9 protein-coding genes are annotated in these 15,181 nt (G+C 75.8%); 6 read left to right on the forward strand and 3 right to left on the reverse strand.

Features of this window, described 5'->3' with window-relative positions:
* Positions 1–179: 179 nt before the first annotated feature.
* The gene (locus FHU37_RS26855; protein ID WP_179817212.1) at positions 180–3,041 is read right to left on the reverse strand and encodes a DUF3320 domain-containing protein; all 2,862 of its coding nucleotides are present in this window, start codon (positions 3,039–3,041) and stop codon (positions 180–182) included.
* Between the two features lie 661 nt (positions 3,042–3,702).
* Entirely contained in the window at positions 3,703–5,583 is a 1,881-nt protein-coding gene (locus tag FHU37_RS26860) for a serine/threonine-protein kinase (RefSeq protein ID WP_179817213.1), read from the reverse strand.
* 246 nt (positions 5,584–5,829) lie between these two features.
* On the opposite strand from FHU37_RS26860, the gene FHU37_RS26865 reads away from it, so the two are divergent.
* The 5 genes from FHU37_RS26865 (at position 5,830) to FHU37_RS26885 (ending at position 12,036) form a co-directional block, all read left to right on the forward strand.
* Positions 5,830–6,066: a DUF8847 domain-containing protein gene (locus FHU37_RS26865; protein WP_179817214.1), complete on the forward strand. Its 237-nt coding sequence runs from the start codon at positions 5,830–5,832 to the stop codon at positions 6,064–6,066.
* Between the two features lie 289 nt (positions 6,067–6,355).
* Positions 6,356–7,585, forward strand: a complete 1,230-nt coding sequence (locus FHU37_RS26870; RefSeq protein ID WP_179817215.1) for a DMT family transporter — start codon at positions 6,356–6,358, stop codon at positions 7,583–7,585.
* A gap of 341 nt (positions 7,586–7,926) precedes the next feature.
* On the forward strand, positions 7,927–9,018 hold the full coding sequence (locus tag FHU37_RS26875) for a thiamine ABC transporter substrate-binding protein (protein ID WP_179817216.1): 1,092 nt from the start codon (positions 7,927–7,929) through the stop codon (positions 9,016–9,018).
* Between the two features lie 259 nt (positions 9,019–9,277).
* The gene (locus FHU37_RS26880) at positions 9,278–10,879 is read left to right on the forward strand and encodes an ABC transporter permease (RefSeq protein WP_179817217.1); all 1,602 of its coding nucleotides are present in this window, start codon (positions 9,278–9,280) and stop codon (positions 10,877–10,879) included.
* A gap of 2 nt (positions 10,880–10,881) precedes the next feature.
* On the forward strand, positions 10,882–12,036 hold the full coding sequence (locus FHU37_RS26885; protein ID WP_179817218.1) for an ABC transporter ATP-binding protein: 1,155 nt from the start codon (positions 10,882–10,884) through the stop codon (positions 12,034–12,036).
* Positions 12,037–12,213: 177 nt separating this feature from the next.
* On the opposite strand, the gene FHU37_RS26890 is transcribed toward FHU37_RS26885, so the two are convergent.
* Positions 12,214–13,926, reverse strand: coding sequence for a proline--tRNA ligase (locus tag FHU37_RS26890; protein ID WP_179817219.1), 1,713 nt, complete (start codon positions 13,924–13,926; stop codon positions 12,214–12,216).
* 516 nt (positions 13,927–14,442) lie between these two features.
* Here FHU37_RS26890 and FHU37_RS26895 point away from each other — a divergent pair.
* A complete protein-coding gene (locus FHU37_RS26895; RefSeq protein WP_179817426.1) occupies positions 14,443–15,090 on the forward strand; it encodes a hypothetical protein in 648 nt (215 codons plus the stop codon).
* Positions 15,091–15,181: the final 91 nt, after the last annotated feature.

Here is a 15,181-nt window from a genome sequence, read left to right on the forward strand (position 1 = left end):
TGTGGGGCGACCGCAAGCTATGGCGGGGCACGGACCCGTGAGTGCCGACAAGGTGAACGAGCGGTGACGGCTCGAGGAAACCGCGGTGTCGTGATGGTCGTCCCTGGTCACGGAGCGTCATGGACGCCGAGGGGCGAAGGGGGCGGGGCCGGGAACACGCTCCCGGCCCCGCCACGCCGTCACAGCCCCAGCGCCTCGGCGTCCGCCCGCAACGCGGCGGAGACACCGCTGGCCCGAGTGCTCCACCCGAAGAAGGCCGCCGCCTCGCGGACCAGCTCGGCCGGCTTGGCCTCGGGGTGCCGCTCGCGCAGCAGCCGCAGGGCGGCCCGCCGCTCCTCGGGCGCCACCCGGTCGAACCTGCGGGCGGTCTCCTCGGTGGGGGTGCGCGGCACGACCTCGCGCTCGCCGGTCGCCCACACGAAGCCGTCGACCCGCTCGACCTCCTTGGCCTCCAGCAGACCGTCGAGCACCGCCTCCATGGCGGCCTTGATCCGCGCCCCGGAGCGGGTCAGCCCCCACACCTCGCGGCCTCGCTGCATCAGCAGCTCCTCGTGGATCGGGCCCTCCACGGCCACGATCTCCCGGAACACCGCGCCGAGCGGACCCTGGGCCTGCTTGGTGTGCAGGGCGGGCAGCGGGTCCACCCCGGGGGTGGGCGTCGCGACCACGTAGGGACGGCCGACCGAGGACGGCTCGGCGGGCGCGGTGGCCACCGGTTCGACCACCGGCTCGGCCGCCGGGACCGCCGGGGCGGCCGGCTCGGCGGCCGGCTCGGCGGCGGGTTCGGCCGCGCCGGTCGGCTCCTCCGCGCCGCCCGCCGCGTCCTCCTCGGCGCCGTTCGGCGCCCCCTCCGCGGTGCCGTCGGCGGCGGCCGGCGCCTGCGCCGACTGCTCGTCCTCCAGGGCCCCGGTGGCCTCTCCCGACGTCTCCACGGCGGACGGGGCGGACTCCTCGACGGCCTCCCGCGGCTCCGTCGCTGAGCCGGCCTCCTCGGCGGTGCCCTCCGCGTCCTCCGCGTCCTCCTCCTCGGCGGTGCCCTCCGCGTCCTCCTCCTCGGCCTCCTCCGGGGCAGCCGCGTCGTCCGCGGGCTCCGTGCCGGGGCGCTCCACCTCCGCGCCGATCGCGGCGACGTCCTCGGAGCCCTCCGGCTCCTCCACGTCCGCCCGCCCGGCTTCCGCGACCTCGGCTTCCGCGACCTCGGCTTCGGTGTCCACGGCCTCGGCGGTCCCGGCCTCGGGCCCGGCCGTCTCCACCGGGGCGGCGGGGGCCGGCAGGGTGGCCCGGCGCTCGGCGAGCACCAGGGCGTCGTGCAGCCGTTCCGAGACGACGTCAGGACGCTCCGCGTCGACCGGGTACAGCGCGCCCAGCAGGGCGCGGTCGCGCACCGCCGCCTCGGACAGCGCCCGCTGCTCCTGCCGGGCCCTCAGCGACGCGGTGACCGCGGCGCGGACCTCCCCGATGGTGCTGTCGGCGCTGAGCGGTGACACCCCGTTCTCCAGCTCGCCGTCGGCGGCCTCCGCGGCGCCGTGTGCCGCCGTGGTGCCCCCGGCCTCCTCCTCACGGGCCGCCGCTGCGACCACTCGCTCGGCGAGGTCGGCGGTGCGCTCCAGCGGCCCGACGTGACGGAGCAGCCAGGCGTGGGCGTCACCCGGCGAGCCGTGGGCCAGGGCCCGGGGCATGCCCGGCTCCACGCCGTCCACGAGGGCCCCACGCCACTCACGCAGGCCGGCGGCGACCCGCCGAGCGGTCTGCGCCGCGGCGGCGTTCGGGCTGCCCGACGACGTCAGCTGGGCGGCCAGGGCGTCGCCGTCGGCGTCACGCCCCAGCTCCCGGATGCGCGCCGTCCGCTCCAGCAGCCGCCGCACCTTGGCGACGTCCACGCGGCCGCGCCCGGAGCTCCCCGGGGCGCCGCCCGCGCCGTCGGCCGCCTCGCCGGGCTCCTGGTCAGTCGCCCCCGCGGCCGTCCCGGCCGTCGTGTCGGCCGCCGTCCCGGCCCAGCGGCCGAGGACGCCGGCGTGCCGCGCGCCGACCTCGGCCAGCTCGGCCTCCGCGCGCCTCCAGGCCAGGGCCTCGCGCAGCTGCCCGAGCGTGCCACCGCCCCAGTGACCGGAACGGGTGTACGCCGCCGCCGCGCGGCGATCGGCGCGATACCGACTGGACAACTTGCTGAGGCCGCGGTAACCGGCCAGGCGCTCCACCAGCGCCTCCAGGTCGTCGGCGGTCAGCGCCTCGTCCCGGACGTCCGCCGCGGAGCGCGCGGTGTCGGCCGCGTGCTGGGCCTGCTCCACCGCGTCCAGGGCCTCGGTGGCCGCGCGCAGGCCGTCGGCGGACAGCCAACCCGGCTCGGGCTTGTGCTCCTCGTCGGCGTAGGCGCCCAGCTCGGCCAGGCGCATCGCCTCCTCCACCGTCTCCGGGGCGCCCATGCCGAAGACGCTGGCGATGTCCTCCAGGCGCTCCTGCCAGCCCTTGAGGTCCTGCGCGGAGCGCGCGAACAGCTCCGCCAGCCGCCTCGCCTCAGCGCCGGTCAGCCGCTCCACCGGCAGCGGGGGCGGATAGCCGCCCACCAGCGCGGCCTCCGGGACCTCCGGCTCGCCGTCGTCCCCGACCGCGCCGGCCGCCTCCGCGGCGTCGGCCACCGCGCCCCAGAACGGGCCGGCCAGCCGCACCGCCTGCCGGCGGGTGGCCTCGACGGCGCGGTAGCGGGAGAGGAAGTCCTCCACGCGTTCCCGCAGCTCAGGCAGGGAGGCCTCCGGAGCGGTCCACGCGGCCGGCAGCTCGGCCGCCACCCGCGCCGACTCCCGTGGCCCCGCGCCGGCGCCGTCGGCACCGTCGTCCTCACCCGCCGCCCCGGCTCCAGCGGCGTCGGTGGTTCCCGCCGCCTGCTCGGCCCCGTCGACGGCCTGCGGGGCGTCCGTGCCCGGGCCCTCGGCGTCCCGCGCGGCCGGGCCGGTGGGCGCGGCCGTCTCCGCCTCGTCGGCGCGTTCACGCCTGCTTCCCGGTACCGCGGTGGCCCGCGGCTCGCGGACCTCGTCCTCGGTCATGTCTCGCACCGCTGTCTCCCGCTTCGCACTGGTGGTTCTAAACGCTCGGATTCCGCCTACTGGGCGACGCTTGGTCAGCACCATACGGCCCCCCTCGGGGCCGGACGGCGCATCGCGCCGCCGGGGGCCGCGGTGTCCCCCGTCAGCGGGTGCGACCGGACAGCCTGTTGACCGGCCTCCGACACGCGGTGGGCGGCACCCGGCGAGCCAACGCGCCGACCCACCGCCACCACGCGGAACGCCTCCTCGCGACTCGGCCGCCCGCGCCCGCCGACCGGCCGTGGCACGGCGCCCCGCCACGCTCCGTGGAGCCGAATCCGCCCACCGCCCGGCCGTCCCGGCCAGGCGGCCGGCCGCTTGCGGCCTCCGACGGCCACCCCGGCGCCGCCCCGCGCGGTCCGGTTCGGGACCTGCGCGTTCCAGGCAGCCGGCGCCGCCCCGCGGGCGGACTCCGCGCCTCATCCGGCGGACCACCACGGCGGCCGTCGCCTCGTGGACGTGCGCCGGGCCCGCGACGGTTGCCGGCTCCGTGCCACGAACGGGTGGCCGCCGGGGCGGCAAGTGACCCGGAGCCCGCGCCTCCCCATGGCGACCGGCGTGGCACCGCCCATGGCGACGGGCGTGGCACCGGCCTCGGGGAGCGCCGAACGGCGGCGAACCGTCAGCCGTCCGACTCCGGCCGCCAGCCCTCCCAGGCCTCCAGCGCCCGGTGGGCCGCCACCGTGTCGGGGTGGTCCGGGCCGAGGACGCGGGTGGTGTCGGCGACCAGCTCGCGCAGCAGCCGCGCCGCTCCGGCCGGATCCCCGGCCGCCCCGACCGACTCGGCGTGGTTGTACCGGGCGACCAGCGTCTCGGCGTGCTCCGGGCCCAGCGTCGCGACGCTGTCCCGCACCAGGTCCTCGTACAGCCGCGCCGCCGCGGCCGGATCACCGGCCTCGCTGGTCCACCAGGCCAGCCCGCTCCGTGCCGCCAGGGTCTCCGGGTGCTCGGTCCCGAAGAGCCGGAGGTAGTCGCCCACCAGCTCCCGGAACAGGCGCACGGCGCCGTGCGGGTCGCCGCCGTCGCCCGTCCACCAGGCCAGCCGGTAGCGGATCCGGGACACCAGGCGGTGCTCCTCGCCCAGCTCGCCCCGGGCGACCGGCAGCAGCTCTCGGAACTGCCGCACGGCCTCGGCGGGCGAGCCGGCCTTGCCGGTCCAGTGGGCCAGGCGGTACCGCCGCCACAGCGTGTCACGGTGCGTGCCGCCAAGCGCCTCGACGCTGTCGCGGACCAGCGCGGCCGTCAGCTCGGCCGCCAGCGCCGCCTCCCCCGCCCGTCCGGCCCAGCGCGCCTGCAGGCTGCGCAGCTCCAGGGTGGTCGGGTGCACCCGTCCGTAGGCGTGCGCCCAACGGGGCACCAGCTGCGAGTACTGGGTGTACGCGCCGCGCGCGTCGCCGGTCGCGCCGGTCCAGTGCGCCAGCCGCCACGTCGCCTGCAGGGCGATGATGTGGTCCTCGCCGAGCAGCGAGCGGGCCTGCGGGAGGACTTCCTCGGACAGCCGGCGGACGGCCTCCCGCGGGTCGGTCGCCCCGAGCCGGTCCGCCTCCGCGTACTGCCGGCGCAGTCGCGCCAGCACGTCGTCCGGGCGGGGCGGGGCGGGTGGAGGCAGCAGCCGGCGGACCACCTCCTCGGCGCTGCGCGGGCGCTCCTCCGGCCGCTTCCGCAGCAGTTGCAGGACCAGTTCCTCCAGCTCCTCCGGCACCTCGGGGCGCTGCTCGCGCAGCGGCCGCGGCGTCTCCTTGGCGTGCCGGGTCCACAGGGCGAACGGCTCCCCGTGGCCGAACGGGGGAGCGCCGGTGAGCAGCTCGTACAGCACGCAGCCGAGCGAGTACAGGTCCGAGTGGACGTCGAGGTTCCCCGGATCCTGCACCTGCTCCGGCGACATGTAGGCGGGCGTGCCGAGCAGCATGCCGCGGGTCAGGTCGGCCATCGTCGCCACCCCGGCCGTCGCCTCGCCGCCCAGCGTGGGCACCCGCACGGTCTCCAGGAAGCGCGCGATGCCGAAGTCCAGCACCTTCACCCCCTGGTCGGTCACCAGGACGTTGCTCGGCTTGATGTCCCGGTGCAGCACGTGGGCCGCGTGGGCGGTGCTCAGCGCCATGGCGATCTGCCGGCCCCAGAGCACCACGCGCTCCACGGGAAGGCGGCCCTCCTCCGCGAGGATCTGCGCGAGGGTCCGCCCACGCAGGTACTCCATGACGATGTAGACCTGCTCGCCGGCCTCCGCGGGGCCCTCCCCGGGCAGTGGCTCGGAGTCCTCCACGGGGCCGCGGCCGAGATCGTAGACCCGGACGATGTACTGGCTGGCCAGGTTGCCGGCCGCCTTCGCCTCCCGCCGCAGGCGCTCCTCCGCGTCCGGCACCGAGGTGGTGGGGTGCAGCAGTTTGATCGCCACCAGGCGCTCGATGCGCAGGTCGACGCCCTCCCAAACCGCGGCCGTGCCGCCCTTGCCGAGCGGCCGCACCAGTCGGTAGCGGCCGTCGCCCAGTAGTCGTCCCTCCACCAGGACTCCCCCTGCCTCATCGTCAACCGCCCGTGCCGGCGGAGCTGGTGCGCCCTCGCTCCCCCGCGCGGCGGGTGCACCGGTGATGCGTCTGACAGACGCCCTGTCCCATCTAAACGGTTCTGCGGAGCAGCGTCAGCACCCTTCGGGCCTCCTTACCCCCTCTTCCTTCCGTCCCCGCGGGCCGGGCGCGCCCCCGGCGTCCCGCCCGCGCCGCCCGCGCCGCCCGTCGGAGAGGATGGGGGCGTGCGCAGTGAAGACGTGGAATTCGTGGGCGGCCCCCTGGACGGCCGGGTGCTGCCGGTGCCCGTCGGCCCGCTCGGCAACCCGCCCCGGCGCTACGACGTCCCCGTGCCGCCGGACGGCGACGAACCCGGCTACACGCTGCACTACCGCAGGGCCGCCGACCCCCGGGCCCGGCGCTCCCGGCGCCTGTGGCGGTACGAGTTCCAACCGGAGACGACGGACCCGGCGGGAAAGTGACCGGAGTCACGCCCGAATCATGTTTGAGCGGCGACGAGCTGACCTAGCATCGTTCCGCGCACACGGGAACACCCGACTCGGGCGCACACGGGCGACCCCCTCCGGGCGCCCCCACCCCCCTCGAAACGGTTGTTCCGCCCTGCCCGGATTCCCGGCCGGTGCCGTGACCCGACCGGTGACGCGGCACGCGCCGCCCACACCGCCCACGGCACGGTCCCGTCCGCGATGCGCGCATCACGACACACACGTCGAGGCCCCTGACCCGGCACCACCAAGGCGGTCTCCACCCATGCGTCTGCCCTCCAGCCCTTCCGCGGCCCGCGCCACGCCCGGAGGCCGGCCGCTCCCCGGCCGCGCCCCGTCCCTGGCGGACGCCGCCACCCCCGTCAACCGGGCCGCGGCAGCCCCGGCCGCGCCACCACGGGCGGTGCCCACCGTGCCGGTCACCGCCCCCGGCCCCGGGCGCCGCGCGGCGGCACTCACCGACATTGCCACCGTCCTGGTGTGGTGCCCCGGCTACGCCGCCACCGCCCTGGCGCTCGGCGCGCTCGGCCCCGCCGAACTGGCCGTCCTCCGCGTCGTGATCGCCACGGTCCTGCTGACCGGCTGCGCCGTGCTGACCCGCCGCTTCCGCCCGCCGCAGGGGTGGCGACGGGACCTGCCGGCCGTGGCACTCGGCGGAGCCACCGGGATCACCGGCTACCTGCTGCTCGTCTGCCTGGGGCAGACCGGCGTCGGGGCCGGCACCGCCAGCCTCATCCTCAACGCGTCCCCCCTGTTCACCGGGCTGATCGCCGTGCTGGTGCTGCGGGAACGACTCGGCCGCCGCGCCTGGGCCGGCCTCGGCCTCGGCTTCGCCGGAACCGCCGCCGTCGCCCTCGGCCAGCGCGCCGGACTCTCCGCCGGCCTGAACATCGCGTACCTGCTGCTCGCGGCACTGGTCATCGCGGCCTTCGCCGCCGCGCAGGGCCGGCTGCTGCGCCGCTGGGACCCCTTCACCCTCACCGTGGCGCAGATGTGGGCGGCCCTCGCCGCCGCCCTGCCGCTGCTCCTGACCACCGGTCCGGCCGACTGGGTCGAGCGGCTGACGGCCCTCACCCCGGGGCAGGGCGGGGCCGTGCTCTTCCTCGGGGCCGTCGCGCTGGCCGCGGGCCAGTACCTGTGGACGCGCTCCATGGCGGCCGGCGTCGACCGGGCCATGGCACTGATGTACGCGGTGCCGCTGGGCGCCGTGCTGTGCGGCTGGCTGCTGCTGGACGAGTTGCCCAGCGCCGTCGCCGTGCTGGGCGGCGCCGTCGCCCTCGTCGGCGTCGGCCTCAGCCAGAGCGGCCCCGCCCACGGGGCGGCCGGCGGCGCCGGACTGCCCGGCGTGCCGGTGACCCGCGCCCCGGAGGCGCTGCCGCCCGCCGCGGCCGAACGGTTCGCCGCGGCGACGGCCGAGGCCGCCAACGAGGCGTTGGAGGCGGCCCCCGTCCCGGCGGACGCGGCGAGCCCCACCCGGTACTCCAGCGCACGCTGAAGCACGGGCCCCGTCGCGGGCCCGCGCCCGGCCACCGGGGGAGGGCCGCGGCCCTCCCCCGACACGCCGCTAGGATGTTCGAGCGGACACGGAAGGAACGTCTCCGCCGGGGAGCTCGGGACAGCCGGGCTGAGAGTGCGGCCGTATCCGCCGGAACGCCGCGGGCGAGCAGCCAACCACCGTCGACTGCGCAACAACCGCCCGCGCCTCCGGACGGTGAGATGCCGCTGACCCGTCGAACCTGCTCTGGGTAATGCCAGCGGAGGGACGACCCGCGCGGCCGGCACCGGCCGACGCGCGGGGTGCCTTTGCGGGCTCCCGGGAGACCGGAGGCCACCACCATGACCAGCCTGCGCCAGCGGATCCCCGCGCCGGCCCTCGCCACCCTCACCGCCGCCGCGCTCGGCGCCGTCCTCGCCGGATGCGGCTCATCCGACCCCGCCACCAGCGGCGACACCTCCGACGGGGGGACCGTCACCCTCGTCACCCACGACTCCTTCAACGTCTCCGACGAGGTCCTCCAGCGGTTCACCGAACAGACCGGCCTGGAGGTCGAGGTGCTGCGCGGCGGCGACGCAGGAACCGTCGTCAACCAGGCCATCCTCACCAAGGACAACCCCCAGGGCGACGTGCTCTTCGGCGTCGACAACACCCTGCTGTCCCGCGCCCTCGACGAGGGCGTCTTCGCCCCCTACGAGGCCGCCGGACTCGACGGCGTCAGGGACGACCTGACCACCGACGACCGGCACCGGGTCACCCCCGTCGACTACGGCGACGTCTGCGTCAACTACGACAGGTCCTACTTCGCCGAGCACGACCTCGCGGTCCCCACCACCTTCGACGACCTCGCCGACCCCGCCTACCGCGACCTCCTCGTCGTGCAGAACCCCGCCACCTCCTCGCCCGGCCTCGCCTTCCTCCTCGGCACCGTGGCCGAGTACGGACAGGACGGTTGGCAGGACTACTGGAGCCGGCTCGCCGACAACGGCGTCGAGGTCGTCGACGGCTGGGAGGAGGCCTACAACACGCGCTTCTCCGGAGCCGCCGGCAGCCAGGGAGACCGGCCGCTGGTCGTCTCCTACGCCTCCAGCCCGCCCGCCGAGGTGATCTACGCCGAGACCAAGCCCGATCAGGCGCCCACCGGGGTGGTGACCGGCACCTGCTTCCGCCAGGTGGAGTACGCCGGCCTGCTGGAGGGAGCCGCCAACCCCGAGGGCGGGCAGCAGCTGATCGACTTCCTGCTCAGCGACGAGTTCCAGCGCGACATGCCCCTGCAGATGTTCGTCAACCCCGCCGTGGACGGCACCGAACTGCCCGAGGAGTTCACCGCCTACTCCGAGCAGCCGGAGCGCTCCCACTCCCTCGACCCCGCGCTGATCACCGAGAACCGGGACCAGTGGATCGAGGACTGGACCGGCGTCGTGCTGAGGTGACCCCTCGGTGACCGCGCACGCCCGCCCGGGCCGCGCCGACGCCACGCGGGCGGCCCGGGCCCCTCACCCCGGCCGCCGCACACCGCCGGCCCGGGCCCCCGAGCCCCCGACGCCCGAGCCCCCCGCGCCCCGGTCCTCGGCGCCCGGGCCCCCGGCGCCGCCCGAGCCGCACGCCCCCGGACCCGGCACGCCGCCCCTCCGAACGGGGGAGGGACGGCGCGCCGGCGCCCGGCGCGCGGCACTGGTCCGCGCCGCGCTGATGGCGCTGCCCGTCGCCTTCCTCGCCGTCTTCTTCCTCCGCCCCGTCGCCGCCATCGTCGCCCTCGGCCTGCGCCCCGACGGGCACTGGCGGCTCGACGCCGTCCGCGACGTGCTCACCGACCCGGGCACCTGGCACGTGCTGCGCTTCACCGTCGGCCAAGCCGCGGCCTCCACCCTCCTCACCCTCGTCGTCGCCCTCCCCGGCGCCTACCTCTTCGCCCGGTTCGACTTCCCCGGGCGGGGACTGCTCCGCGCCGCCGTCACCGTGCCCTTCGTGCTGCCCACCGTCGTCGTCGGCACCGCCTTCCTGGCCCTCGTCGGACCGAACGGCGCCCTGGGCGTCGACCTGTACGGGACGGTCTGGGCGATCCTCGCCGCCCACGTCTTCTTCAACTACGCCGTGGTGGTCCGCACCGTGGGCGGGCTCTGGGCCCATCTCGACCCCCGCCAGGAACAGGCCGCCCAGGTCCTCGGCGCCTCCCGCTGGCGCGCCTGGCGCAGCGTCACCCTGCCCGCCCTCGCCCCCGCCGTCGGCGCCGCCGCGCTGCTGGTGTTCCTGTTCACCTTCACCTCCTTCGGCGTCATCCAGATCCTGGGCGGACCGCGGATCTCCACCCTGGAGACCGAGATCTACCGGCAGACCGCCCAGCTCCTCGACCTCCCCACCGCCGCCGTCCTCACCCTGCTCCAGTTCGGCGCCGTCTGCCTGATGCTGCTGGTACAGGCGCGCCTCGCCCGCCGCCGCGAGACCGCCCTCACCCTGGTCAGTGCCCGGCACGCGGCCCGCCGCCCACGCGGCCGGGCCCAGTGGGCCTTCCTCGCCGGCAACGTCGTGGTCATCGTGGTGCTGCTGGTGCTCCCGCTGGCCGTCCTGGTCGAGCGCTCCCTGCGCGCCGCGGACGGCGGCCACGGACTCCAGTTCTACCGGGCGCTGCTGAGCGGCGGAGCCGACAGCACCCTGTACGTCCCGGCCGTCGAGACCCTGCGGACCTCCCTCGGCTACGCCTTCCAGGCCACCGCCATCGCCCTCGTCGTCGGCGGTCTGGCCGCCGCCGCGCTCACCCGCGGAGCCGGCCGCCTGGTCCGCGGCTTCGACGCGCTGCTGATGCTGCCGCTCGGCACCTCCGCCGTCACCGTCGGCTTCGGCTTCCTCGTCGCCCTCGACCAGCCCCCGCTCGACCTGCGCTCCTCGCCCTGGCTCGTCCCCCTCGCCCAGGCCCTGGTCGGCATCCCCTTCGTGGTGCGCACCATGCTCCCCGTGCTGCGCGCCGTCGATCCGCGCCTGCGGGAGGCCGCCGCCGTGCTCGGCGCCTCCCCCTGGCGGGCCTGGCGCGCCGTGGACCTGCCGATGGCCTGGCGCGCCGTCACCGTCTCCGCCGGCTTCGCCTTCGCCGTCTCGCTCGGCGAGTTCGGCGCCACGATCTTCATCGCCCGCGCCGACGCCCCCACCGTGCCCGTCGCCATCTCCCGGCTGCTCGGCCGCGCCGGCGAGATGAACAGCGGCCAGGCCATGGCGCTCTCCGTCCTGCTGATGGTCGTCTGCGCGGCCGTCGTGCTCGTGCTGGAGAGAATCCGCATCGACCGCTCCGAGGACTTCTGACCATGCCGCCCGCCGCCACCGACGCCCCACTGCTGGAACTGCGCCACGTCAGCGCCCGCTACCCCGACGCCGCCCCCGACAGCTACGCCCTCCGCGACGTCGACCTCACCGTGCACGCCGGCGAGGTCGTCACCGTGCTCGGCCCCAGCGGCGGCGGCAAGTCCACGCTGCTCCGCCTCGTCGCGGGCCTGGAGACCCCCTCCGCCGGCGCCGTGCTCCTCGACGGGCTGGACCAGCGCGACATCCCGACCCACCGGCGCGGCGTCGGCCTGATGTTCCAGGACCACGCCCTCTTCCCGCAGCGCGACGTCGCCGGAAACATCGCCTTCGGCCTCGGCACCCGCCGCCGCGGCGACCGCCCCGACCCCACCGAGCGCCGCGCCGTCGTCGACCGGCTCCTGGACCTCGTCGGCCTGGCCGGCTACGCCGACCGCCCGGTGGCGGCGCTCTCCGGCGGCGAGCAGCAGCGGGTGGCGCTCGCCCGCGCCCTCGCGCCCGGCCCGCGCCTGCTGATGCTCGACGAACCCCTGGGGCAGCTCGACCGAGCCCTGCGCGAACGGCTCGTCCTCGAACTGCGCGAGCTCTTCGTGAAGCTCGGCACCACCGTCCTGGCCGTCACCCACGACCAGGGCGAGGCCTTCGCGATGTCCGACCGCGTGGTGGTGATGCGCGCCGGGCGCGTCGTGCAGAGCGGCACCCCGCAGGAGGTGTGGCTCCGCCCGGCCTCGCCCTTCGTCGCCCGCTTCCTCGGCTTCGACAACGTCGTACCGGTGCGGCGGATCCAGCGCGGCGTCGCCGAGACGCCGTGGGGCCCGGTCCCGGTGGCCGACCCCCAGGACCCCGACGCCGCCCCCGGGCCGAGTGGGCGGCACCTCCTGGTGCGCCCGGACGGCGTGCTGCTCGCACCGGCCGACGCGGGCGCCGGCCAGCCGCACGCCGACGGTCCCGCCGACGCCCCCTCGGCCCTGCGTGCCACCGTCGTCGCCCACACCTTCCGCGGCGACCACGTCGGCATCGTCCTGCGCCCCGAGCGCGGCCCCCGCCTGGAGGCCGCCGCCCGCCTCCGGGACGCCCCACCCGAGGGGGCGACCGTGACGGTGCGCTTCGACCCCGCCGAGACCGTCCTCCTCCACGCCTCACCCGAAGACTCCCCCTGAGCCGCCCCCGCCCCCGCTCGCCCCGGCCCGACCCGACCCCCGGCTCCGTCGTCCCCGGCCGCGGCGCTCCGGCACGAGAAAACGCCGCGCGGCCGGGCCCTTCCGAGAGCCCGGCCGCGCGGCGTCCTGTCGTCGCGTCCCCGATCCGCCCCTAGGCGAGCGGAGTCCTTCCCGCCGTCACTCCTCGCCGGCGGCGACCAGCAGCTTGCGCAGGTGCTCCGCCGCCTCGCCCACCGGCACCGAGACGGTCTGGCCGGTGGCCCGCACGGTGACCTCCACCGTGCCCTCGGCCAGCCCGCGCGCGCCCACGGTGATCCGGAACGGGATGCCCACCAGCTCGATGTCGCGGAACTTCACGCCCGGGCGCTCGTTGCGGTCGTCCAGGACGACGTCCACGCGCTCCCGGCGCAGCTGCTCGTACAGCTCCTCGGCGGCCTTGACCACCGCCTCGTCCTTGGTGCTCAGCGCCACGACCGCCACCTCGAAGGGGGCCACGCTGACCGGCCAGATGATGCCGGATTCGTCGTGGTGCGTTTCGACGACCGCCGCCATCGCGCGCTCCACGCCGATGCCGTAGCTGCCCATGATGGGCACCACGCGCTCGCCCTCCTGACCGAGGACGGAGACCCCGAGGGTCTCGGTGTACTTGCGTCCCAGCTTGAAGATGTGGCCGACCTCGACGGTGCGCACCACCTGCAGCGGCGTGCCGCAGGTGGGGCAGGGCTCGTCCGCGGTCACCTCGCGCAGGTCCGCCCAGCGCTCCACCGCGATGTCGCGCTCCACGTCGACGCCGCGCACGTGGACGCCGTCCGTGTTGGCGCCGGTGGTCATGTCACGGCGGCCCCGCAGCGCCTCGTCGGCGATGACCGGCAGGTCCTTGACGCCCACGGCGCCCAGGCTGCCCGGCGAGGCGCCCAGCGCCTCCTTGATCTCCTCCGGACGCGCGGGCCGGACGGCCGTGGCACCGGTGAAGTCGATGAGCTTCTGCTCCACCAGGTTGTGGTCACCGCGCACCAGCACCAGGGTGAGGCGGTCGTCCACCACGTACACCAGGGTCTTGATCTGCCGGTCGGCCGCGACGTCGTGCCGGCGCACCAGGTCCTCGATGGTGCGGACGTCCGGCGTGTCGAACCGCTCCGGCGCCGGCAGGCCCGGGCCGTCCTCGACGGCGGCCAGCCGGGAGGTGGCCTTCTCCACGTTGGCGGCGTAACCGCAGGACGGGCAGTGCACGACCAGGTCCTCGCCGGCCTCGGTCGGGCACATGAACTCCACCGAGGCGCTGCCGCCCATGGTTCCGCTGGAGGCCTGCACCGGGATGGCCGGCACCCGGAGCCGGGCGAAGATCCGCTGGTACGCCTCGTGGTGGAGGTCGAAGGAGCGGTCCAGCCCCGCCTCGTCGGCGTCGAAGCTGTAGGAGTCCTTCATGGTGAACTCGCGGACCCGGATCAGGCCGCTCTTCGGCCGCGGCTCGTCGCGGAACTTGGTCTGGAACTGGTACCAGACCTGCGGGAGGTCCCGGTACGACCGCAGCTCGTCGGCCACGGTCGTGAAGATCTCCTCATGGGTCATGCCCAGGGCGATGTCGGCTCCCTTGCGGTCCTTGAGCCGGAACATCTCCTCGCCCATGACGTCCCAGCGACCGCTGCGGTGCCAGATGTCCGCCGGGTGCATGGTCGGCAGGATGAACTCCTGGGCGCCGATCCGGGACATCTCCTCGCGGATGACGTCCACGATCTTGGCGCGCACCCGCACGGCGAGCGGCAGCAGGGAGTAGTGCCCGGCCATGAGCTGGCGGATGAAGCCGCCGCGCACGAGCAGGCGGTGGCTGACCGCGTCGGCGTCTGCGGGGTCCTCGCGGAGAGTGGGCACGTAGAGCTGGGACCAGCGCATGGACTCAAGGGCCTTCGTCTAGGGGTTCTGGAGAGGCGTCGCATTCTAGTCCCGCCGTTCGTCGCCGCCCTCACGGACGACCGCCCCGCGCGCGGGTGACCACGCGGGTGGCCACAACGGCCCCGGAGCACGGCCGTGCTCCCCGTGCATCTGCACGAGCATCCTGGCCGAGGCGCGCCGCCGCCGCCCGGCGGCCCTCCGGAGGCCCGGTTACGCCCCGGTAGCGCCCGCGCACGCACGGCAGTGTGACGGGGTCACTACATGATCGGGATCCGTGAAAGCAAGGCGCTCCCGAGACGACTGCCTCTGGCGGCTCCACCTATTGGTGCAGGCGGGGCGCAGTGGGCGCAGTCAGGGAGGCGTTGATATCGAAATGGCGTCGAAGTCGGGACCAAGGTCCCGAACGACGGGGGTCCTAAGGCCTGTGGAAACGTTTCCGCGAACTGTCACGAGTTTTTTCGGCCAGAACCCCGGCGGAAAGGAACCCTCCGCCCCCCGGTGATCGTTGACACGGATGTGAGCACGACACCACCTGTCCTCGCGGCCGAACTCGCCGCGGCATGGAAGGACATCCAGCGGAATCACCCGGAACTGCCCGATCTGGCCGCTCCCGAGTCGCTGATCGGCGAGGCCTCCACGGCCTGCGGCACCGAGCTGACCTTCACCCGGCTGCTGCACGAGGCCGTCCACGGCCTCGCCGCCGTCCGCGGAATCAGGGACACCTCCAGAGCGGGCCGATACCACAACCGCCGGTTCCTCGCGGTCGCCGACGAGCTCGGGCTCGACCATGACGCGGACCCGCACCCCAGCAGTGGGTTCTCCCTCGTGACGATGCGCCGGGAGACCCGTCTGCGCTACGCCGACACCATCGCCCGCCTCGAACAGGCCGTGCGCGACCACTTCGCCGTCAACAGCGGGGACGAGGTCGGCCGTGCCTTCCGGGGACCGGCGGACCGACACACCTCCTCCGGAGGCGGCATCCGCGTGAAGGCCGTCTGCGGCTGCGGGCGCAACGTCCGCGTCGTCCCGTCCGTCCTCGCCCAGGCCCCGATCTTCTGCGGAGGGTGCGGCAAGCCCTTCGCCATCGAGGCCGACGCCATGGCGGAGCGCGACACCCCGCGCACCCGCCACGCCCGGCGCAAGCCGAGCAGATCCGCGGCCTGACCGCGACAACCGATCGGGGGGGAGGGAGGGGCACCGGAACTCGCGAGGGGGCGAGTCCACCACGAGCAAGGGTCACAGGGGGCCAGATAAC

The organism is Allostreptomyces psammosilenae (assembly GCF_013407765.1).
Lineage (GTDB): Bacteria > Actinomycetota > Actinomycetes > Streptomycetales > Streptomycetaceae > Allostreptomyces > Allostreptomyces psammosilenae.